The sequence below is a fragment of the Undibacterium sp. KW1 genome, assembly GCF_009937955.1.
Lineage (GTDB): Bacteria > Pseudomonadota > Gammaproteobacteria > Burkholderiales > Burkholderiaceae_D > Undibacterium.
In genome coordinates, this window is sequence record NZ_AP018439.1 from 1,147,485 (window position 1) to 1,170,100 (window position 22,616).

The following is a 22,616-nucleotide window of genomic DNA, read 5'->3' on the forward strand; positions in this document are numbered from 1 at the left end:
ATTTCGTATGAGCGAAGAACTGGATGAATTCGACGAGCTCGATTGCGCTCAACATGGTAAGGCACATACAACTTACGTATGTGAACACCTGATCGCCGAACCCGTGCAGAAGTGGCATTGCGATTATCCTGATGCCAACAACCCCTGGCCGGATGCGTGGTGTGCGGTATGTGATGCCCATTACCAGGCTGCAGGAGAATGGAATGAGAGCAACGAAAACCTCGTGCCCATCAAATTGCTTTGTCACAGCTGCTATGAAGATGCCCGTTCTGCCAGTCTGGGCAGGATGAATGGGGCGCTTCTCACAAAATGGAACGATTTCCTTGATACCTGCTATGAAGACTTGCAAAAGAAAAATGCGCAGCTGAATCAAGAATTTGACCTGGGATCTCACAAGCGTTATGACTGGGATCAGGCCAGTGGCGAACTGGTGTTTTCCAATAATGGTGTAGCCGCTGTTATTGCCAAAATAGATTTCATAGGTTCTTATTCATCTAAGACTGATACCTGGCTGTGGGCCTGGGCGAATTTTCATTTACTTGTAAATGTCAGGACCAGTGTGCAGGCAGTACGTGACTTTGGTGAATTGCATGACTACCCATGCCTGACTACGCCTAAATGGGCAGCGGAAAAAGTGAATGCCTGGGAAATGGCTGCGGTTGCAGCCAGTGTGCTTAACGCCAGAGGCGTATACCAAAGCCCTTTTGAAGGCGGTGCCAGCTTTCTACTGATACGTGAAATCTCATCAGCCTGAGGCAGCCCGCGATAAGAATGCTGAGGCACGTTTCCCTGCGTGACTCCGCATGATACCGCTACTTATAAATCCCGCAACCTATCAAGACGTCGCCTACGCGCTCAATGTAGGTTGATTTAGGCTCCATTTGCTTTGTCGTCGGATTCGGCCATTTGTAATCGACCCAGCCATGACCTGTTTTGCTGTTGGCAACATCGAGAAAACTTTTGACGATGGGCATGCCATCGGCGTCTTTTAATTCCAGCAAATTCTTGCCCACCATCTTGGCATTCGCACCATGGGCACGGTTGATGCCGTCGCCATTGGTGTTATACACAAAAACATATAAATCTTTGACGACAAATTGCCCGGTGGGATTATTGAACTCGGCATAGGCTTTGTCCTTGCCATTTTCTTTGAGGTAAGCTGCGGCTCTTTTTACCAGGGCGATTGCTTCATCAGCACTTCCCTTGTCTGCGGCAGCAGAGAGCTGGCTCAATGCCAGCATGGAAAAACCGACAAGCGCAAGCAAGGATTTGATAAATATTCTTCGCATCTTGATCTCCTGTTATTAAAAAATACATGGTAAAGGGGGAAGCTTTATGCTGCTGAGTCAAAATTCATTTTAATGACGAATTTACGTAATGCAATGTTTGTGATTTGCACTTGTGTTAAACAATGCTAAAACGTCTGTTTTCCGGGCGAACAAAGAAAAACCCCGGGCCACTTGCGTGGGCCGGGGCACATATTGCCAGTTTGATTCTATGCGCTTTTAGAAATCAATGCCGACATTGACGCCAAAGGTGCGTGGTGGCAAGTACTGCGCTTGCCATGGCCCATTGGCATTCATGGCACTGGTCTTGACTTTGTTGTCACCAACATTGCGCACAAAGAAGTCTGCATACCAGCCAGCTTTGCCAGTGGATTGATAGCGCAGACCCAGATCAGCACGGGAATAGGCTTCCTGCTTGTCGCCATCACCATAGTTGAAAACGCTGAGCCAGGTTTCAGTTTCGTAATGCAGACTGATGCGTGGCGTCAGTGTGCCTTCACTCAGGTGGAAGGTGTGCTGATACAAAACCTGGGCGGAGAACTTCGGTGTATGTGGCATAGTATTACCCGATACATCAAGGCAATTACTGATGCCAGGGATTTTGCAGGCTGGCAGGGAATAGTCATTCGAGCCGCCTATCAAACTTCCCAAAGTTGCCTTGGCGATGGCAATAGTGACCTGCAGCTTGTCATCCTTGCTCAGTTTTGCTGCCAGCTCCGATTCAAAACCATACACTTTGGCACCGTCAGCATTCGATGTTTGCAAGCCACGGGTGCCATCTGGGGCCGTCACTGGTGCGCTGAACTGGAAGTCCTTGAACTTGCCGTAGTACAGGGCATTATTCCATCTGACTGCACCACCCATCAACGTGCTCTTGGAACCGAGTTCGAAGTTGGTCAGGGTTTCAGGACCATAGGTTTTGCCGCCATCCTGCAAGCCACCAGATTTGTAGCCGGTGGAGATGCTGCCGTACACCATATTGTCTTTATCTATGTCATGCGAGATGCGCAGCAGGCCGGTGACCTTGTTGCCGCTGTAGCTGCCATCGTTGAAAGAGTAGGGGGCAAAATTTGAATTGGCAGACGCTGGATTGACATTTGGTGTGATCGCCGACTGGCTGAGTTCGGGTTTGCCTGAAAAACCGTAGCCACGCCCGCCAACATTGGTGCGTTTGTCCTGAGTATAGCGCAGACCACCTGTGATATGCGTGTCATTGCTGGCATTCCAGGTTGCCTGGCCAAAGGCTGCTGCTGTTTCGACTGTTTCTTTAGGCTGAATGAAAGAACCTTGCCAGCCTACCGTACCCTGGTAAGTACCATTCAGGATAGGGATGTCGAAACGGATGTCATTGGTTTCAGAACCATAGTACAAACCCAGCTGCCAGTCCACATCACGTGTGCCTGTGGACTGGAGCTCCACTTCATGGCTGAAGTTTTTATAGTTGGATGAAACAGTATTGTTGGCCTGCATGCTGCCACCAGAGGTGAAGCTGGTAGGTACATTGGCGCCACCGTCCTGGTCAAAGCGGGACGAGCCACTGAACTTGGAATAACCACCGATATAAGTCAGTTGCATGTCCTTGGCTACTGCATATTCTATGCGGCCACGGATAGCATCGCTGTCACGCTCTGTAAAGGGGGCTGTATCGATCAGGGCTGACCAGTGGCTTTGTCCTGCGCGGGGCGTTTGCAACAGGTTCATGGATGGCGTACCACGGTCTATGAATTTTTCATAGGACAAATCTATCTTGGTGGCAGCGTTAGGTTTCCACAACATGCTGATACGTGCCGCAGTCTGGTCTTGTGCACCATATTTAGGGCCATCCTGCACGAACAAGGCATAGTTGATAGGCTGGAAGGGAACTACCGTGCCACCGTTTTTGAGGTAAGTGGCAAAGGCTGCCTTCTGGCTATCCAGTGACAACGTAGTCGGCGTTTGATAATCGACATAGCCATCATGCTTTTCATGCGCATAGGCAAAGCGCAGTGCCATTTCATTGCTGACCGGGATATTGAATGCGCCACGGGTGCCAAAGCGCTTGTAGCTGCCCAGGCCGCCTTCTACCGAGCCAGAACTTTCACCGATTTTTGGTTTGGCGGTTTGCATATTGACTGCGCCAACTGTGGCATTACGGCCCCACAAAGTACCTTGCGGGCCGCGCAATACTTCTATGCCTTCCAGGTCAAACAGCAGGGAGGTTGCGCCTTCAGGGCGGGGCGCATAGATGCCGTCGATAAACAGCGCAACTTCAGGATCGGCGTACTCGGTTTTGGCGCTGTCGTTGCCGATACCACGCATGGTCATGGTGATGACACCGTGATCACCCTGGCCGGTAGCCTGGAAGCCCGGCACCAGATTGACGACGTCCTGCACGTTTTGCACATGGGCATCTTCCAGTGCTGCGGCATTGATGGCGGTGATCGCTACCGGGGTTTTTTGCAGCGACGTGGCACGCTTGGTACCGGTGACGATCACTTCAGAAATGGTCGTGCTTTCGCTATTTGCCTTGGCTTGGCTGGCGCTTGTTGGTGCTGGAGCAGGCGCTTGTGTTTGCGCGTGGGCAGCGCCCATGCTGGTGATCAGGGTAATGATCGCCAGTTGTATAGGTGTGGTCGCGACTTTACGAGTCGCAAGATTGCGGATTTTCATATGTCTCCTGTTACAGGTTGGATTGGTTTTTTTGCTCTGATTAAACCATGACGTTTTTGAAAACGTTTTCTTATTGGCGTTTCTTTGATTTTCTTTTGAAACCGTTTTCATAATACATAAAACTTGAATTCTGTGTCAAACACAAAATGATAACGTTTTCAAAATGTTGTAATATAAGCCGGATAGAGGTGAAAACCACTGTGCAATGCGTAGCCTGCATTCCTGACTGGTTTGCAATAAGCGGGAATTGATTGCCGTCCAGCCAGTTGGTTTTCAAGGTGTTTGCATGTCACTGCCATTGATATTGTCCAGTGTGAGAGCAACTGATACTGCTACTGAAACGGACCTGTATGCCTTGAAGTTATTTACTCTTGACCGCAGCTAAACCGAGGAGCTTGCTCAAATGAAAGCCGTAAAAAATGTATTGATCGTAGGCGGTGGAACAGCCGGCTGGCTGACTGCATGTTTCATGGCCAAACACCTGTCATCTTCCAAAGAGGGAGAGTGCATACAGATACGCCTGGTGGAGTCAAAAGACATAGGCATAATTGGCGTAGGCGAGGGCAGCTTTCCTTCGATACGCGGTACGCTGGCGGCGATAGGTATAGATGAGGCACGTTTTATCCGGGAGTGTCATGGCACATTCAAGCAGGGCATACGCTTTGATCATTGGGTCAGGCCAGCTGGTCGCACAGGTGCCGATCATTATTTCCATCCCTTCAGTCACCCCAGCCAGCGTGGGCCAGAATTATTACCTTACTGGTTGAAAGGCCTGGCTGCGCACGATGGTCAACAGCCGGCCTTCGCGGATGCCGTGACCATGCAGAAATGTATAGCAGATGCGTCACGCGGCCCCAAGAGATTTGCCGACAAGGACTTTCTGGGGCCGATGAATTATGCCTATCATTTCGATGCTGGCCGTCTTGCCGCATTATTGTCTGAGCATGGACAGTCACTCGGGGTGAAACAAATACTGGGCACGGTAGAGCATGTGCAACTCGATGATGATGGAGCCATTGCTGCCGTGCACACGCAAGATGGTCAGGTACTGGCGGCAGATTTGTTCATAGACTGCACAGGTTTTAGCGCAGGCTTGATAGGCAAGACCCTGGGCTCCCCATTCAAGTCTTTGAATGATGTGCTGTTTGTAGACAGGGCCCTGGCCTTGCAAGTACCTTATGCAAAGCCAGATGCGCCTATACCTTCATATACCATCTCCAGTGCGCAGGAAGCCGGCTGGATATGGGACATAGGATTGCAGGAAAGACGCGGCATAGGTTATGTGTTTTCCAGTCGTCATACGGACGAGGCCAGGGCGGAGCAAGTTTTGCGTCAATACATAGGCCCGGCAGCAGATGGCATGACACCCAGGTTATTGAAGCTCAATGTCGGTTATCGTGAAACTCAATGGATCAAGAACTGTGTGGCCATAGGCTTGTCCGGTGGTTTTATCGAACCGCTGGAATCTTCAGGCATAGGCTTGATAGAAACAGCGGCGTATTTGCTGACTTATCTGTTCCCATTCAATGGCGAATTTGATGCGGTGGCAACCCAGTTTAATCAGCACATGAAGGCGCGTTATGAGCGCATCGTTGATTTCGTCAAAATGCATTTCAGCCTGAGCCAAAGGACAGACTCTGCATTCTGGCGTGATAACAGGGATGCGGCCTCCATCCCTCAGAGCCTGCAGGAAAAACTCAAGATGTGGAGCTGCCGTCCACCGCACCGCATGGACTTTATTGCAGACCTGGAAATGTATCCGCCATCAAGCTGGCAGTTCGTTTTATATGGAATGGAGTTCCAGACTGACATGGCTAATAACAAATTCGTGTATCCGCAAGAGCAGGAAGCCACCCAGGAATTCCAGATGATAGCCCAGATGGCGCAGCGTGCCCTGGCTGACTTGCCTGATCACAGAAAACTGGTTGAACACTTGTGCAAGGCGGCATCTCCGCTTCCTTCTGTACTGGCAAGAAGGGCTTGATGGCGTTCAATACCATGCCTCTCTGGTTGGCAAGGTAAAACCACAGCGCAAGCACAAAAATCCATGATATGCTAATTGTGAAAAGCTTTTCACTGAATTGTGAAGACAAGTTGTCAATACTAAAATAATTACCCTGCTTGGGAAGGCATTGCGTGGTTGAGAGAACGAAAAGAAAAAACGAGCCAGTCACCTTATTGGATGTTGCGCGTGAGGCGGGTGTGTCGCCCAGCACGGTATCGCGCATCCTTAATGGCACGGCCAAGGTCTCTGATGACAAGCGCAAGGCAGTAGAAACTGCCATCGCAGAAATGAAGTTTGAACCCAACCAGCTGGCGCAAGGGCTGAAAAGTGGTCGCTCCATGACCATAGGCATCGTCGTGCAGGATATCTCCAGCCCCTTCTTTGATGAAACCCTGCACGGAGTCGATGATGGCTTGAAGGGTACTGGCTATGCATCGGTGATCGTAAGCGGGCACTGGAATGCTGACGAAGAGGCTTCCCGCATCAAGCTTTTACTGGCACGCAAAGTGGATGGCATCATCTTGCTGTCTGGCCGTATCGCCGATAAAAAAGTGCTGGAATTTGCTGTTGATAAACCCATAGTCGCAACAGGCCGCAGTTTAAACAGCAAGACCGCAGTGGGCTTCAAGCTTGATAATGTGCACGGGGCATATCTGGCAACCAGGCATTTGATAGAGCTGGGCCACAGGCGCATCGCCTTTGTGACCGGACCTGCAAACAATACTGATGCGGCTGAACGGCAGGAAGGCTATCAGAAAGCCTTGCGCGAAGCGAATATTCCCTTTGAAAAAAATCTGGTGGCTGAGGGTAATTTCCATGAGGCCAGTGGTTTGCTGGCAATTAACCGTCTGCTCGAAACCCAGCAGCAATTCAGTGCCGTGTTTGCGGCCAACGATCTTTCTGCCTATGGTGTCAGGCTGGGCCTGTACCGCAAGGGCATACGCGTACCAGAAGATATCTCCCTGATAGGTTTCGATGACTTGCCCAGTTCACTGTATACCACGCCACCGCTGACTACCATCCACCAGCCGCTGTACGACATGGGGCTGCTCGCGACCAAGACCCTGCTGGGCCTGATAGCGGGCAATGAAGTCGATACCAGCTTGCCTGGCCTGGAACTGATTGCCAGGGAAACCACCAGACGCCTGCGCTGATGTATGAGGTGTTGACCTATTTTTGCATCTTGAAAATAGGTCAACACTGGTGGTAATTGCAATTATCAGCAGCTAACTGACCGATGATGGGCTAACTACTTCTAGTCCTGTACATGCATGTCTGGCATAGTTTTTTGATATTCCTTCCACGTTTTATTCATTTCCTACCCTGATTTCGTCAGTTTGTCGCAAATCCCGTACCGGTTTTTATGGGATTTGTCAGAATGCCTGCCTTAGCCCGAGTGTTTATCTTGACGCTGAACAGGGGGCGGACTATATTACTGACTCAAAAGTAAGTTAATTTGAGTCGTTAATATTATGCTATGCCCTTTTAAGCCCAAGTGGGAGCGCCGCAAGGATGCCCGCCCGCAAGAATTACTCGCAGCTGCCCTCGATTTATTCGTAGAGCGCGGTTTCGCTGCAACACGTCTGGACGATGTGGCGCGCGCTGCTGGCGTCTCCAAAGGCACTTTGTACCTGTATTTTTCCAGTAAGGAAGAGCTGTTCAAGGCGGTGGTCAGGGAGAGCATAGTTCCTCTGATAGGTGAAGCAGAAGGTGTGATTGATCAGTTTGAAGGCAGTAGTGAAGAGTTGTTCCGCCTGATCATGGCAACCTGGTGGGGCAGCGTGGGGAATAACAAATTATCTGGCCTGCCGAAACTGATGATGGCAGAAGCCGGGAATTTCCCTGAGCTTGCCCGGTTTTACCAGGAAGAGGTCATAGACCGTGGCGAAAGCATGGTCGCCAAGATGCTAAAGCGCGGCATGGCTCGCGGGGATATACGGGATGTGAATCTGGTAATTGATTCCCGTCTTTTGATTGCTCCCATGATCATGATGATGATATGGAAACATTCTCACGGCGTCTGCAAAGTAGATCCTGAGCAGCTTGATACTTATATAGAACACTATATAGAAATGGCTTTGCGTAGTTTGTTGAAAAAATAGATTTTTTACTTATTGGAGAGCATGCGCTGCTTGACCCTCACATTATGTCAGGCTTTAAAGTCAGGGTTTCTTACGACCTGGACAGTTGATTGACCGTCTTAGCCCCAGGTCCCTGAAACAATTACTTTTGGAAAACAATCATGTTAAAGCGCAAGACTTTCTGGATCATTGCTGTAGTGCTGTTGCTGGCTGCAGGCATGGTGGTAATGAAGAAAAAATCTCAGGGTACCGTAGTCCAGGCTTCGGCAAGTGCTGTAGCAGTGTCTGGGCAGACGGCACCTTCAACACTGGAATTCTTGCCTGCCGACATCGTCGAAGTGGGTAATGCCGAAGTCAGAAAATTGCTGGCTTTGTCCGGCGCTCTGCGCGCCATCAACCAGGCTGCCGTCAAGGCTAAGGTGGCTGGTGATATTACCGAAGTGCTGGTGCGCGAAGGCGAGGCCGTGCAGGCTGGTCAAGTCCTGATCAAGATGGACAGCAGTGATTACCTGGCAAGACAGGAGCAGGCCAAAGGCGCTTTGAATGCTGCACAGGGGCAACTCGAGATTGCCCGTCTGGCACGTGACAACAACAAGGCCTTGCTGGAAAAAAGTTTTATCTCCAAAAACGCCTACGACAATACCAACAGCCAATATGCCATTGCCGTCGCCAATGTCGATAGCGCCAAAGCTGCATTGAATGTGGCGCAAAAAGCGCTGGCAGATACTGTCATACGCGCGCCCATCTCAGGCATGATCAGCAACCGTATGGTGCAACCCGGTGAAAAGATTTCGCCGGATAACCGCTTGCTTGATGTCGTTGATTTACGCATGCTGGAAATGGAAGCACCGGTACCAACCCAGGATATTGCCAGCATCAAAATTGGTCAGGCCGTGCAACTGAAAATAGAAGGTGTGCCAGCGGCTGTCGATGGCAAGGTAGTGCGCATCAATCCTGCCACGACTGCAGGCTCACGTTCCATCATGGCCTATGTGCAGGTTGCCAATCCCGATACGATTTTGCGTGCGGGCATGTTTGGCGAGGCACAACTGGTCGTCGATAAAAAGTCAGAAGTGCTGACGGTGCCGGAAACAGCGATACAGTATGAAGCCGAACAGGCGTTTGTGTATGCGATAGAAAACAATGTCCTGCAACAAAAGCCAGTCAAGCTGGGCCTGCGTGGCGAAAACCAGGGCAAGCCTGTGGTGGAGGTGTTGTCCGGCCTGGCACCGCAAGCAAAGATAGTTAAAGCCAATCTGGGGCGCTTGCGTGCAGGCGTGGCTGTGAAGCTGATTACAACGACAGGCAAGGTGTAATCATGTGGTTCACACGTATCAGCATAGGCAACCCGGTACTGGCGACTATGATGATGGTTGCCTTTGTGGTGCTGGGTTTGTTTTCTTACAAACGCTTGCGGGTCGATCAGTTTCCCGATATTACTTTCCCGGTGGTGGTGATACAGACCGATTATCCTGGTGCCGCACCTGAGACCATAGAGTCGGACATTACCCGCAAGGTTGAAGAAACCGTCAATACCATCAATGGTATCAGCGCGCTGACTTCGCGTTCATACGAAGGCACGTCTGTCGTTATCCTGGAATTTGACCTGACCGTTGATCCCGCACAGGCAGCGCAGGATGTGCGTGAAAAAGTCGCGCTCATCAAGGCGGGCTTTCGCAAGGAAGTCAAAGAGCCCAGGGTGACGCGTTACGATCCTTCTGATAAACCTATCTTCTCGGTCTCGGTGACTAACGATGAGAAGATCAAAAAACGTGATTTCCGTGAACTGACCACCATCGGTGACCAGTTGGTGAAAAAGCGTCTGGAAAATGTACGCGGCGTCGGTTCAGTCACCCTGGTCGGTGGCGTCAAGCGTGAGATCAAGATTTACCTTAAGCCGGGTGAAATGGAATCGCTGGGCCTGGGTGTCGACCAGGTCATCAATGCCTTGCGCAATGAAAACCAGGAGTTGCCTACCGGTGCCATCCGTGCGCTCGACAATGAAAAGGTCGTACAGATACAAGGGCGCATCAAGAACCCGCAAGACTTCGCCCGCATCATCGTGGCCCGTCGCGGCGGCCAGCCAGTCATGCTGTCGCAAGTCGCCAGTGTGGTGGATGGTCAGGAAGAGCAAGAAAGTTTGGCCCTGTATAACGGCCAGCGCACGGTCGCACTGGATATTTTGAAGGCGCAGGGACAAAATACCATAGAGGTCGCCGATGGCCTGACTGCAGCTTTGCAGGCACTGGAGCCACAATTGCAGGCACAGTATCCGGGTGTCAAAGTACAAGTCATCAAGGATGGTTCGCGCCAGATACGTGTGGGTGTAGAGAATGTGCGCCGTACCCTGATAGAAGGTGCTGCACTGACAGTGCTGATCGTCTTCCTGTTTCTGAACTCCTGGCGTTCTACCGTCATCACGGGCCTGACCTTGCCGGTTGCCTTGATAGGTACCTTCCTGTTCATGGACATGTTTGGCTTTACCATCAACATGATTACCCTGATGGCCTTGTCGCTTTGTGTGGGTTTGCTGATTGATGATGCCATCGTCGTGCGTGAAAACATCGTGCGCCATGCTGGTATGAAGGTCAATGGCAAGTTCAAGGATCATCACACGGCAGCGCTCGAAGGTACGGCAGAGATAGGCCTGGCAGTTTTGGCGACGACCTTTTCTATCGTCGCGGTATTCTTGCCTGTCGGTTTCATGGGCGGGATTATCGGTCGCTTCTTCCACCAGTTTGGTATTACCGTCACTGCAGCCGTACTGATTTCCATGTTTGTGTCTTTCACGCTCGATCCTATGCTGTCATCGATCTGGCCAGACCCGGATGCCCATGGCCATACTGCGCTGGATGCAAATGGCAAGCCTGTACGCAAGGGCTGGTATGCGAATAGCATAGGCCGTGTGCTGGAACAGTTTGAGCGTGGTGTGCAATGGTTTTCGCGTGGCTATCAGGTGATGTTGCGCTGGTCGCTCAAGCATCGTATCAAGACCTTGCTGATTGCAGCGCTGACTTTTTTCCTTGGCCTGGCAATACCGGGTACAGGCATGATCGGTTCAGAATTCGTACCGCAGGCTGACTATTCCGAAACAGGCGTTAATTACTATACGCCGGTAGGTTCATCGCTGGAGCTGACCGAGACCAAGGTGCATCAGGTAGAGGCTGTCGTGAAGGAATTCCCCGAAGTGCTGGATACCTATAGCACGGTGAATACCGGTTCGGCACAGGGCAAGAATTATGTGACCACCTTTATCCGCCTGGTACCACGCAAGGACAGGGCAAGGACTACCAGCCAGATGTCAGTACCACTGCGCACGCGCCTGAGCCAGATAGCTGGAATTACGGTCACGCATATCGGTGCGCTGGATGGTGTCGGTGGTGATAACAAGAATCTGCGTTTCAGTCTGCAGGGCAGTGATCTTGGTGAGTTGGCGAAATTGTCGGAGCAGGTACAGGGAAAACTGCGTGCCATTCCCGGCCTGGTGGATCTGGATTCCAGTCTGAAGGCGCAAAAACCAACCATCTCGGTGCAACCACGCCGTGATATCGCCGCTGACCTCGGTGTAGGTGTGGCCCAGATAGGTGGTGCTTTGCGGCCTTTGCTGGCAGGCGAGATTGCCACTACCTGGCGTGCACCTGACGAAGAAAACTACGATGTCACCGTGCGCCTCTCGCCGAACGACAGAAATAACCCTGAAGACCTGTCACGCCTGATGCTCAGCAGCACGCAAACCAATGCTGACGGTTCACCAAAAATGGTGCCCTTGCGTCAGGTGGCAGACATCAAGCCATCAACAGGCGCCAACCAGATCAACCGCCGCGACCTGAACCGTGAAGTCGAATTGTCTGCCAATGTGGTGGGCCGTTCTGCAGGTGAAGTCAGTGCTGAAGTCAAAAAAGTGCTGGATGGCATGCAATGGCAGCCCGGTTACCGCTACAAGATGGGCGGTGCCACCAAGAACATGACTGAATCCTTCGGCTATGCCTTGTCAGCGCTGGCTTTGGCGGTGATTTTCATCTACATGATCCTGGCATCACAATTTGCCAGTTTCTTGCAGCCGATTGCCATCATGTCGGCCCTGCCCATGACTTTGATCGGTGTTTTCCTGGCTTTGATGTTCTTCCGCTCTACCTTGAACATGTTTTCCATCATCGGTTTCATCATGTTGATGGGATTAGTTACCAAAAATGCGATTTTGCTGGTAGATTTTGCTAATCAGGCAAGAAAAGATGGCATGGGCCGCATGGAAGCCTTGCTGGAAGCGGCCCATGTGCGTCTGCGTCCCATTCTGATGACAACGCTGGCGATGGTATTTGGCATGGTGCCACTGGCCTTTGCCCTGTCTGAGGGGTCTGAGCAGCGCGCACCGATGGGACAGGCTGTGATAGGCGGGATTATCACTTCGTCATTGCTGACTTTGGTGGTTGTTCCGGTGATTTACACCTATCTGGATGATCTGGGTCTATGGATTACGCAAAAATGGCGCGGTAATCGTCAAACTGCCCAAGCGCTTTGATAAAATGCCGTTTCCATCAATTTTGCAATCGAGTATAGAAATGAATATCGAAAAAGCACGCTTCAACATGATAGAGCAACAAATCCGCCCCTGGAATGTGTTGAACCAGGAAGTACTGGATATGCTGATTGTGGTCAAACGCGAAGATTATTTCCCGGCGGAACAAAAAAGCCTGGCATTTTTTGATACTGAATTGCCTTTGCCGGATGGTAGCAAAGCCATGACGCCCAAGCTGGAAGCGCGCATTTTGCAGGAACTGGTGCTCAAGAAGCAGGAAAACGTCTTGCTGATTGGCGCAGGCACAGGTTATCTGGCCGCATTGCTGGCTTACTCTGCCCGCCATGTGACCGTGCTGGAATCATCCAAGGTCTTGCATGCACTGGCGACAGCTAATCTGCAACGCAATCATGTCAGCAATGTTGATGTGGTTCTGGCTGATGCCTTCAGCGACAAGAACACCGGCAGCTATGATGCCATCGTTATCGCTGGTGGACTCGAGCAATTGCCTGAACATCTGCAACAGCAATTGAATGTTGGTGGCCGCTTGCTGGCTTTCGTTGGTCAGTTGCCGACGCTGACAGCGAAATTGCTGACCCGTACTTCAGCGTCTGCAGTGGGCACGCAAAACCTGTTTGAAACTGTGGTGGAGCCTGCAGCAGGTGCCAAGCCGGTTTCGCATTTCAGCCTTTAATCCTGAAAAGAAAACAGGAGACATGACATGCAAAACATTACCGCAACGGAGCTGGCGCAATGGTTAAACGATAGTAGTAGAAAAGCCCCGGTTTTACTCGATGTACGGGAACCTTGGGAGCATGAGACTTGTCATATCCCGGGTGTGCAACTGATGCCCATGCAGACAGTACCAGCCCGTTTTCAAGAACTGGAACCGGATGATGTGATTGTCTGCATCTGCCATCACGGCGGGCGCAGTATGCAGGTAGCAAATTTTTTAGAGCGTCAGGGTTTTACCCAAACAATTAATCTGACTGGTGGTGTGCATGCATGGGCACAACAAGTCGATACGGGTATGCCCACTTATTAATTTACTTTTTTTCGGAGCCTTACATGCGTAATCCTATTCTTGCCACACTGCTGGCCTCAGCTTTCCTGACCTTGAATGCAAATGCAGGTGATTTGCTGCAAGTCTATAAGGATGCTCTGGCAAATGATGCGCAGTACGCAAGTGCCCGTGCCAGCCTGACTGCAGGTCAGGAAAAACCTGTGCAAGGCCGCGCAGGTCTGTTGCCCGGTATCGCTCTGAAAGGAAGTGACACCAAGTCCAGTACCGAGGCCGAAGTCGATGCGGTATCAGGTTCGCGCACTTTGAAAGGCGTGACCAATACCTGGACCCTGGCTTTATCCCAACCTTTGTTCAACTGGGGTAACTGGCAGCAATATGAACAAAGCAAATTGTCGCTGCTGGTCAGTGAAGCACAGTTTGCGCAAGCTAAACAAGATCTGATCCTGCGTGTGGCCCAGGCTTATTTTGATGTGCTGGCAGCGCAGGATACGCTGGAAACCTTGCGCGCTCAAAAGAGTGCCATCTCCGAGCAACTGGCTTCTGCCAAGCGTAATTTTGAAGTGGGTACGTCAACGATTACTGATACCCATGAAGCGCAGGCACGTTATGACCTGGTGACCGCGCAGGAATTTGCCGGTCAGAGTGATTTGCAAGTCAAGCGCGCAGCTCTGCAGCAAATTATCGCCAAGGATGCCGGTGAACTGGCAACCCTGAAAGTCGGTGTCAAACTCAGTGAGCCCCAGCCAGCATTGATTGATGACTGGGTTTCCTCCGCAGAAAAGCAAAATTTTAGCGTCGTCGCTTCACAAGTGGCAGTTGAAATAGCCAAGCGCGAGATACAGAGAAACCGTGCAGGTCACTACCCTACCGTTGATCTGGTTGCCAGTACTGGACGTACCTCGAATGCGGGTGCTGGCAATCCGAATGGCGCAGGTGTGGTCAAGCCAACGACCATAGGTGTACAGTGGAATATTCCTATTTTCTCTGGTTTTTCTGTCGATAGCCGCGTCAAGGAAGCGATTGCGCTGGAAGATAAATCACGCAGTGACTATGAAAATGCCCGCCGTACTGCAGCGCAGGGTGCACGTCAGGCATTTGTCGGCGTCAGCTCTGGCCTGGCTCAGGTAAAGGCCTATGAAGCGGCTGAAGTCTCCAGCCAGTCCGCACTGGATTCCAACAAGCTTGGTTATCAGGTTGGTGTGCGTATCAATATCGACGTATTGAATGCACAGCAGCAGTTGTACACCACGCGTCAGACCCTGGCGAAAGCGCGCTACGACACTATCCTGAATGGCCTGCGCTTGAAATCAGCAGCAGGCACCTTGAAAGAAGATGATCTGGCCGAAGTGAATACCTTGTTGCAGCACTAAGTCCAATTATTTCCAGTTTATAAAAAGCTCGCTTCAGGCGAGCTTTTTTTATTATTGCTTGCTTAAGATCAAGTCTGTTTCCTGAAATGCTATCAAACTCAGTTTGCATGGTTCTGGCATGAAAGGCTTGAAGATGGAGAAAACTCAGGGATTTCTGAATAAATCCAATGTGATACTTTGGGCGCTTGGTGTCGCCATATTTTCCCTACTTGCCTATTTTGCCTCGCCTTATGTGGTAGGCAGGAAATCCGTGATATTCCAGGCTAAGCGAGGTGAACTTGTGCAGACGGTGGTCGCCAGTGGCCGGGTAGAAACGCCTGCCAGGGTCGATATTGGTGCGCAGGTAACCGGCATGGTGGCAGCCGTGCCGGTAAAGGAGGGCCAGACAGTCAAGGCAGGTGAGTTGCTGATAGAACTCGATGGCGCCGACGAGAAAGCTGCTCTTGATCTGGCCAACGCCAACCTGCATCAGGCAGAAATCAAACTCAAACAAATTCAGGAACTGAGCCAGCCGCTTGCAGAGCAGGCGGTGACGCAGGCTCAAGTTAACCTCGGGAACGTGCAAAAACAATATGACCGCACCAGAGAGCTGGTGGCACAGGGTTTTGTTGGTCAGGCACAGCTGGATGACGCCAGGCGCAACCTGGACATAGCACGCAGCCAGGTTGATAGTGTAAAGCTGCAGGCACAGTCCACCCAGCCTGCGGGTAGTGACTATCAACTGGCACTCGCGGCCCTGGACCTGGCCAGGGCAAATCAAAAATCAGCACAGGCAAAATTGCAGCATACCCAGATCAGGGCAGTGGCAGATGGCATCTTGATTTCACGCGATGTTGAGCGTGGCGACACCGTTCAGCCCGGAAAGGTATTGATGGTCTTGTCACCTGTTGGCCTGACACAGTTACTCATACAAATCGATGAGAAAAATTTACGGTATATGCAACTGGGGCAAAGTGCGCTGGCTGTGGCAGACGCTTATCCTGGACAGAAATTTCCAGCACAACTCAGTTATATCAATCCTGGGGTCAATGCTCAGCGTGGATCTGTCGATGTGAAACTGAATGTGTCAAATCCACCCGCCTATCTGAAACAAGACATGACCGTGTCGGTAGAAATAGAAGTCGCCAGACGCAAAGATACCCTGTCACTCAGTGCTGAAGCCATTCATGATGTGGCGACTTCGCCCTGGGTGATGGTGATCAATAAGGGGAAAGCAGAGCGTCGCGCGATTGGCATCGGTGTACGCGGTGACAAGTCCGTGGAGATTTTATCCGGCTTGAGCGAGCAGGACATGGTGTTGCCCGCAACTGGCGTTGCCGTTCAGGAAGGTAAGCGAGCCCGGGCAGACTTGCAGCACAGTGGCGCTGGCAATCCGGCCAGAAGCAGTAACTAGCCATGACTAGCCATGACCAGCCATGACCAGCTATGAATAAGCTCTTGCCATTTGAATGGATAGTTGCGATGCGCTTCTTGCGCGAGGGACGCATGCAATCGATATTCATTATCCTGGGCGTTGCCATTGGGGTAGGGGTTATCGTCTTTATGTCAGCGCTGTTGTCCGGGATGCAGGGTAATTTGTTTAAACGCGTATTGAGTTCGCAACCTCACATTACCCTCGAGAGACCCAAGCAACAGGCCACTGCCGTATTGAATACCAACGAACAGCAGACCATTGCTGCGACAATACAAAAACCCTCACAACGCATGAATACCATCGATCAATGGCAAAAAGTACGTGATCAGATGCAGGCACGCGGCGACGTTGTGGCCGTGTCTCCAAATGCTTCTGGCCCTGCTCTGGTCGTGCGTGGCAGTGCTACTCAGGCCATTTCGCTGATAGGCATAGAGCCAGACGCCTATGTCAGGATCGTGCCCTTGCCGGAGAAAATGATAGCGGGTAGTTTTCGCATGATGAATACCGATATGATCATCGGCATGCAACTGGCAGAGGATATGGGCGTACAGCTTGGAGACAAGCTGCGGGTGACCAGTGCAGCAGGCGCCAGCCTGAATCTCAATATTGCCGGGATCTTTGACCTGGGTAGCCGTGGTGCAAACCAGCGAACGGTATTTGTCTTGCTGTCGACAGCGCAGAATCTGCTGGGCATGAATGGCGGCGTCTCAAGTATAGATTTGACCGTACAAGACCCCTATGCTGCCGAGACGATTGCTCAGTTGATTGCGAATGCAACCGGGCTGACTGCCATGAGCTGGATAGCCAGCAATAACCAGTTTTTCCTGGGGATGCGTGCGCAAACCTATTCCAGTCTGTTGATACGTATCTTTGTCGCACTGTCAGTAGCGGCTGGTATTGCCAGCGTCCTGGTGGTCTCGGTCGTACAGCGCCAAAAAGAAATTGGTATTCTCCGTGCAATGGGGGGAGCCGCAGCCAGGTGTTAAGAATCTTTCTGATACAAGGTGCCGTGGTCGGTTTGCTTGGTTCACTGGTGGGTTCTACACTTGCGACAGGCTTGCTGGCCGCATGGCGCATGATCGCGAAAAATCCGGATGGCACTCCTATGTTCCCAATCAGCATGGACTTCAATCTGTTCTTCTGGAGTGCCGTGATTGCCACGCTGACGGGCCTGCTGGCTGCAGTCACGCCTGCCTTGCGCGCATCCCGACTTGATCCTGTGGTGGCTATCCGTGGCTGAATCCCTGTTGCGTCTTGAGAACCTCAATAAATCCTATGGACTTGGCACGCCTGCAGAAACGCAGGTTTTACATGATATACAGATAGATATCAGCAAGGGCGAATTCGTGGCTCTGATCGGGCCATCAGGTTCAGGCAAGAGCACGCTGCTCAATATTATTGGATTGCTTGACAGACCAAGTAGTGGTTTGCTCTATCTGACCGGCAAAGAAACCAGTACGATGAATGATGCCGAACTGACTCATCTGCGAGGGGCGGCAATTGGTTTTGTATTTCAGGCGCATTATCTGCTGAGCGCATTTACGGCAACCGAAAACGTCATGATTCCCCTGATGATGCAAAAAGGCCATGCTGATGCCGATATGCGCCAGCGGGCAGAGGCATTACTTGCTCAAGTGGGTCTGGAGCAATGGAAAAACAATATGGTTGGCAATATGTCGGGTGGGCAGCAACAAAGGGTGGCCATTGCCCGTGCCCTTGCCTTGAATCCTCCGCTAATACTTGCTGACGAACCAACGGGTAACCTGGACACCAAATCGACTGACGCGATATTTGAATTGATGCGCAAGTTGAACGTGGAAAATGGCACTACTTTCCTGATGGTGACGCACAATATGGATTTGGCCCAGCGTTGCGACCGCATTATTGAATTGGTGGATGGCCGCGTTGTCTGAATTGTTTAATATAGACAGAGTTCAATGGCAAGTCCGTCGGGCAGGTTAATCAAATCCATATTCGCAATTCACTCAGTACCTGCGCCGATTTTTCTATAGCTGGCGGCCTGGTCTCCCAACCACTGTTCAGCCAGATGCAGATTCTCGCGTTCCCAGGGACGGAAGCCAGGCTTGAAATAAGCCAGGTAATGCGGCAGCGAAAACCATAGCAAGCCACGCGGGCGCAGGCAATATTTGATGGCCTGCCACCAGGTCTTCGGCTTAAATAACTGGCCATCCTTGTACAGGCAATGCATGGTTTGTAGTAGCGTATCAACGCTGAACAGCATGGTCACATACAGGAACCAGGCAATCCGACCGAAGTAACCACCACCTATTGCATGATAGGCGTCAAAGGCCACGGATTTGTGTTCGGTCTCTTCTACCGAATGCCAGGCCCATAGAGTTTTCAGCGGCTCTTCTGCGTCACCTATCCAGCAAGCTTCGCTCAAGGTACCGTCAGCGAAAATGGCAGTGAAATGTTCGTAGGCCATGGTGATGGCGAGGTTACTCCTGACACTGAGCATGGCTGCCGTGCGTATGCGCCAGGCCACATAGCCTTCCAGGAGATAGCTCAGGCCCTGGGCATCCAGTTGCTGATTATATTGCTTGTGAATATGACGGTGACTGGCTTCCTGGCCGATAAAACCCCTGATGTCTTCTTTTAATTGTTCATCCTTGAGCAGGGGCAGAGCAGCCCTGATGCTGTCGATGAAATATTGTTCACCAAGCGGGAAACTGTAGGACTGGGCATTGAACAGATGAGTGCGGAAGGCATCACCTCCCAGCCAGTGACGTGAAAAGCCTTGGGATAAATCAATGTTCAATTGACGTACTTGCAGAGGCTTTCGTGGACTATTTGGGCTGTTTTCTTGCTGGCTCATCTTTATCGTGTTTCTCATGTTGATCATGAAAAAAAGTGTAAATAATTAGCCTTTTAGGTCATTGTATCAATGCGTCAAATTTGTACCGACCCGTCAATCAATCAATAAAAAGAGTTTATTGAAATCTTCATCCGGCATCAGATAAATCCAGTATGCCGGATCGCGGGCGCTGATTTTTTGCCTGAGCTGCGCAGGTGGAATGCCTGCCAGCTCCACATATTCCCTGTGCATGTGAGCCTGATCGTAGTAACCGGTATCCTGGGCAATCTGGGTCAGGTCTCCCCAGCCGACATCTGGCTTGATGATGTGGGGCAGGGAAAAACCAAACCTGACTATGCGCCTGACATCACGCAGGGTGACACCAAAATTCTCGCGTACCCGGCGCTCCAGCTGTCTTTGCCCTATGCCAAAATATTCGGATAACTCCAACAGCGGGAAAAATATCTTCTTGTGTGCCGCCAGAAATGCCGCGCCTATGCTGCTCCTGGGTTTGTGATCAAGTACATCGAGCAAAAGCTGCTGAAATAAACCCACGATGGCTTTGCCATCTTCTACTTTGTCCAGCCCTTGCAGGAAGTTTTGAGTGCGCTCGGGACAAACCAGATCCTGAAAAGGCAGGGCACTGCCGACAATGCTGGCAACATTGATGCCCATGGCTTGTTGCAGCATGCCAGGACGGAAACATACCGACAAGCTCAGGGTTCCAGGAGCGTAGCGCACATGTGCAGGTTCCATGAAGGGGCCACGCAAGAAAAAGCGCTCAGCGACGAATTCGCTTTGATCTGCCCCGATGACGGTTGCGCCACCACGGGCGAACAGCATGATGGACGGACACAAGGTCGCAGGCAAAAATACTTCGCAGGCATCCAGTTCCACCATCATGATATGCATGATTAATGGAGACAGCTTGGGGTGTGAGGGGAAAACCTGGTATTTAATAGGAGTATGCAAGGTGGTTTGGATAGTCGTCTGGTACTGGGGCAGGCGCTATTTTACCCAAAGCCTGCACGTCTCTGCTATTTCATGCAGATGAAGAGCAGAGAACCCCATCATCTGCTGATGCTGCATGCTGGGTGTGGAGCCTGGCAATCACATTTTATACATGACTTGCAGATAAAAACTGCGTTTTGGCAGCGGTATGTCATTGGTAATGCTGCCGGGTGCAAAACTGGGTTCGCGCGCATCGACATTCAGCAGGTTGCGGATACTGCCGGATACTTCCCAGGCACCCGCATTGGTACGCAGGCTAAGATCAATCAATTTGTAATCTGCCACTGGCGGGCGCAGATCGCCAACGGTGCGCTTGCGTCCTGCCACCCAGTTGAATTGCGGGCTCAATAACCAGTCTGGCGCAAATTGCCAGTCGGCGCGGGCAAAGACATGGTGGTGTGGCGCATAGCCGGCATCCTGATTGGTGACCTGATCGGTATTGATTTGATAGCTGTAGTTGCCGCTAACCCGCAACTGGCGGCTGGCTTGCCAGTTAAGTTCAGTTTCCATGCCATGTCCTTCCTGGCTATTGGTATTGGCGTAGGAGCTACCCGTGCCTTTGATTGCATTCGGCACGGTACGTATCAAGTTTTTCATCCTGAACTGGAAGACATTGAGTTTTGCCTGCAAATCATTGCGTGCCTGCCATATCAGGGCAGCTTCCAGCGTCTTGATACTCTCGGGTTGTATGGACGAGTTGCCGCGTTGTGCAGGATTATTGATGCTGTAAAGCTCGTTAAAAGAGGGCGCACGGAAAGCCTGTCCATACAGGAGCTTGGCAGTCAGGTTGTACGCCGCTTCCCATACCAGCGCTACACGTGGGTTGGTCGTGCTGCCTACATCAGAAAAATTATCATGCCGGATACCGGCAGTCAGATTCCAGTCCGGCGCGAATTGCCATTCATCCTGGGCATACACATAATCAATCTTGCGGCGGTGCGGCTCCAGAAATGTCAGCGCACCCGTGTAAGTTTGTACCGCACCCGCAGGTTGCGGCAACCCGGCAGGGGTGATCAGAAAATTCTTGAATTCATAGGTGTCGTACATGTTCAGGTCATCATGCCCGACACCAACACGTAAATGATGGTCACGCCAGCCTGAATACACGGCATAGGCAGACACACGCAATTGTCGCTCTGAGGTATTGGGGGCACCTATGATCCCGTCAGGGAAATTACCAGTAGGGAACGTCACTCCTGGTGGATACAAGACCAGGGGCGAGGGCAGGCGTTGCAAGTATTGCGAATAACTCATATTGAAGCCCAGACCCCAGTCTTGACCAATGTGATGATCGCTCCACGACAAGTCTGACGTGAGACGCTGGCTTTTTAATTTGCCGCTAGGGTCAAGTGCCGAAGAAGTCCCGGTTCCCGTGCCAATGTTATCGCGCAGGATGAAATTGCTGCGCCAGCGCCATTTCTCATAACTCAGGTCAAGATGGGCATCAACTGCATCATGACCATTATTCAAGGGGCCAGGTGCCAGGCTGGCATGGGTGCCAAATACGCGGTCCAGGCCGGTTTGCGCATCGGCTGTGACGATTTCTGCACTGCCTGCGCTTTTGCCTATCCGAAAATAAGCGGCGACATCAACGCTGCCCAGTTTGCCGCCATGCTGTATCCAGACATCGCGAGTGGAAAATGAGCCGGTGTTAATACCAAATTCCGTGCCCTGTATTTCTGCAGCGGTTTTGGTGATGATATTGATGACACCGCTATAGGCATCAGCACCGTAAAGGGCGGAGCCCGGCCCCCGGATGATTTCTATGCGGGAGATATGCTGCAAGGGGTAACTGCCCCAAAGGCGCGACCTGTTCCCTGTCAGCAGCACGGTCATCGGTACGCCGTTTTGCAATACCAGGATTTGCGAATTGAGTTCATTGATAATGCCCCGTAATACATAGGCAGAAAAATTGTTGGCACCGATTTTTTCTGCATGCATGCCCGCTACGGTTTCCATGACCTGATCGAGATCAGTCGCACCCATGGCGCGAATATCGGCGGCCGTGATGACACTGGTAACGGCGGGTGCCAGCCGCAGCGACTTTTGGCTGCCCGTGGCGATACTGACGGTCAGTTTATCGCCATAGACGGCTTTGAGGTCGTCATCTTCTTCGGTATTGCCTGCAGCGGCATGTGCTGCCAGTGAAAAAGACAAAAGCAGGGCGCTCAGCATGGCTGTATGTGGTGGCAACTGCATCATTCCTCCCGGAGCAGACATTGCTTGAATGCACTCATCATAAATCCGCCAGCGAAGGCTGTCACCGGTTTCTGCAGCAGCCTGCTGAATGTAGCAATGCTTAACAAGTCTGAAGACATGCTGTGTGGTGGGAATGCCGCATTCACGCTGATCTTGAGGCGGGATTATATTTTGTGCATGACTTGCAGATACACCGCTCTGGGTGCCATCGGCAGGTTATCAAGCCAGGCAAGCTTAAATCTTTAA

18 protein-coding genes are annotated in these 22,616 nt (G+C 51.4%); 13 read left to right on the top strand and 5 right to left on the bottom strand.

The genetic code is table 11. The annotated features are described in order from the left end of the window. Positions 1-7 precede the first annotated feature (7 nt). The gene (locus UNDKW_RS30270) at positions 8-754 is read left to right on the top strand and encodes a DUF6882 domain-containing protein (protein WP_232063246.1); all 747 of its coding nucleotides are present in this window, start codon (positions 8-10) and stop codon (positions 752-754) included. Between the two features lie 58 nt (positions 755-812). Here UNDKW_RS30270 and UNDKW_RS05160 read toward each other — a convergent pair whose 3' ends face one another. After that, positions 813-1,289, bottom strand: a complete 477-nt coding sequence (locus UNDKW_RS05160) for a cache domain-containing protein (protein ID WP_162057846.1) — start codon at positions 1,287-1,289, stop codon at positions 813-815. A 216-nt stretch (positions 1,290-1,505) separates the two neighbouring features. After that, positions 1,506-3,935: a TonB-dependent receptor gene (locus UNDKW_RS05165; RefSeq protein WP_162057847.1), complete on the bottom strand. Its 2,430-nt coding sequence runs from the start codon at positions 3,933-3,935 to the stop codon at positions 1,506-1,508. Between the two features lie 403 nt (positions 3,936-4,338). On the opposite strand from UNDKW_RS05165, the gene UNDKW_RS05170 reads away from it, so the two are divergent. The 12 genes from UNDKW_RS05170 to UNDKW_RS05220 all read left to right on the top strand — a co-directional run bounded on the left by UNDKW_RS05170 (position 4,339) and on the right by UNDKW_RS05220 (position 18,258). Next, positions 4,339-5,919, top strand: a complete 1,581-nt coding sequence (locus UNDKW_RS05170; RefSeq protein ID WP_162057848.1) for a tryptophan halogenase family protein — start codon at positions 4,339-4,341, stop codon at positions 5,917-5,919. Between the two features lie 152 nt (positions 5,920-6,071). Next, positions 6,072-7,094: a LacI family DNA-binding transcriptional regulator gene (locus UNDKW_RS05175; protein ID WP_162057849.1), complete on the top strand. Its 1,023-nt coding sequence runs from the start codon at positions 6,072-6,074 to the stop codon at positions 7,092-7,094. 318 nt (positions 7,095-7,412) lie between these two features. Next, positions 7,413-8,042, top strand: coding sequence for a TetR/AcrR family transcriptional regulator (locus UNDKW_RS05180; RefSeq protein WP_162057850.1), 630 nt, complete (start codon positions 7,413-7,415; stop codon positions 8,040-8,042). 140 nt (positions 8,043-8,182) lie between these two features. Then, positions 8,183-9,337 (top strand): efflux RND transporter periplasmic adaptor subunit, encoded by a 1,155-nt coding sequence (locus UNDKW_RS05185; protein WP_162057851.1) that lies wholly within the window; start codon positions 8,183-8,185, stop codon positions 9,335-9,337. A 2-nt stretch (positions 9,338-9,339) separates the two neighbouring features. Continuing rightward, positions 9,340-12,540, top strand: coding sequence for an efflux RND transporter permease subunit (locus UNDKW_RS05190; protein WP_162057852.1), 3,201 nt, complete (start codon positions 9,340-9,342; stop codon positions 12,538-12,540). Positions 12,541-12,580: 40 nt separating this feature from the next. Continuing rightward, a complete protein-coding gene (locus tag UNDKW_RS05195) occupies positions 12,581-13,231 on the top strand; it encodes a protein-L-isoaspartate O-methyltransferase (protein WP_162057853.1) in 651 nt (216 codons plus the stop codon). 27 nt (positions 13,232-13,258) lie between these two features. Then, positions 13,259-13,582: a rhodanese-like domain-containing protein gene (locus tag UNDKW_RS05200; protein WP_162040090.1), complete on the top strand. Its 324-nt coding sequence runs from the start codon at positions 13,259-13,261 to the stop codon at positions 13,580-13,582. A gap of 23 nt (positions 13,583-13,605) precedes the next feature. After that, the gene (locus UNDKW_RS05205) at positions 13,606-14,931 is read left to right on the top strand and encodes a TolC family outer membrane protein (RefSeq protein ID WP_162040091.1); all 1,326 of its coding nucleotides are present in this window, start codon (positions 13,606-13,608) and stop codon (positions 14,929-14,931) included. A 133-nt stretch (positions 14,932-15,064) separates the two neighbouring features. Next, entirely contained in the window at positions 15,065-16,324 is a 1,260-nt protein-coding gene (locus UNDKW_RS05210; protein ID WP_162057854.1) for an efflux RND transporter periplasmic adaptor subunit, read from the top strand. Positions 16,325-16,356: 32 nt separating this feature from the next. Next, the gene (locus tag UNDKW_RS05215; RefSeq protein WP_232063247.1) at positions 16,357-17,331 is read left to right on the top strand and encodes an ABC transporter permease; all 975 of its coding nucleotides are present in this window, start codon (positions 16,357-16,359) and stop codon (positions 17,329-17,331) included. Continuing rightward, a complete protein-coding gene (locus tag UNDKW_RS30275; protein WP_232063248.1) occupies positions 17,325-17,585 on the top strand; it encodes an FtsX-like permease family protein in 261 nt (86 codons plus the stop codon). Before UNDKW_RS05215 ends, UNDKW_RS30275 begins: the two co-directional genes overlap by 7 nt. Then, positions 17,578-18,258, top strand: coding sequence for an ABC transporter ATP-binding protein (locus UNDKW_RS05220; protein WP_162057855.1), 681 nt, complete (start codon positions 17,578-17,580; stop codon positions 18,256-18,258). Before UNDKW_RS30275 ends, UNDKW_RS05220 begins: the two co-directional genes overlap by 8 nt. A gap of 68 nt (positions 18,259-18,326) precedes the next feature. Here the strand turns inward: UNDKW_RS05220 and UNDKW_RS05225 are convergent, their stop codons facing one another. The 3 genes from UNDKW_RS05225 to UNDKW_RS05235 form a co-directional block, all read right to left on the bottom strand. Further along, the gene (locus tag UNDKW_RS05225) at positions 18,327-19,199 is read right to left on the bottom strand and encodes a metal-dependent hydrolase (RefSeq protein WP_162057856.1); all 873 of its coding nucleotides are present in this window, start codon (positions 19,197-19,199) and stop codon (positions 18,327-18,329) included. Between the two features lie 75 nt (positions 19,200-19,274). Then, positions 19,275-20,072, bottom strand: a complete 798-nt coding sequence (locus UNDKW_RS05230) for a helix-turn-helix domain-containing protein (RefSeq protein WP_162057857.1) — start codon at positions 20,070-20,072, stop codon at positions 19,275-19,277. A 198-nt stretch (positions 20,073-20,270) separates the two neighbouring features. Next, positions 20,271-22,370 carry a TonB-dependent siderophore receptor gene (locus UNDKW_RS05235; RefSeq protein WP_232063249.1) on the bottom strand — a complete coding sequence of 700 codons (2,100 nt, stop codon included), beginning with the start codon at positions 22,368-22,370 and terminating at the stop codon, positions 20,271-20,273. Between the last annotated feature and the right edge of the window lie 246 nt (positions 22,371-22,616).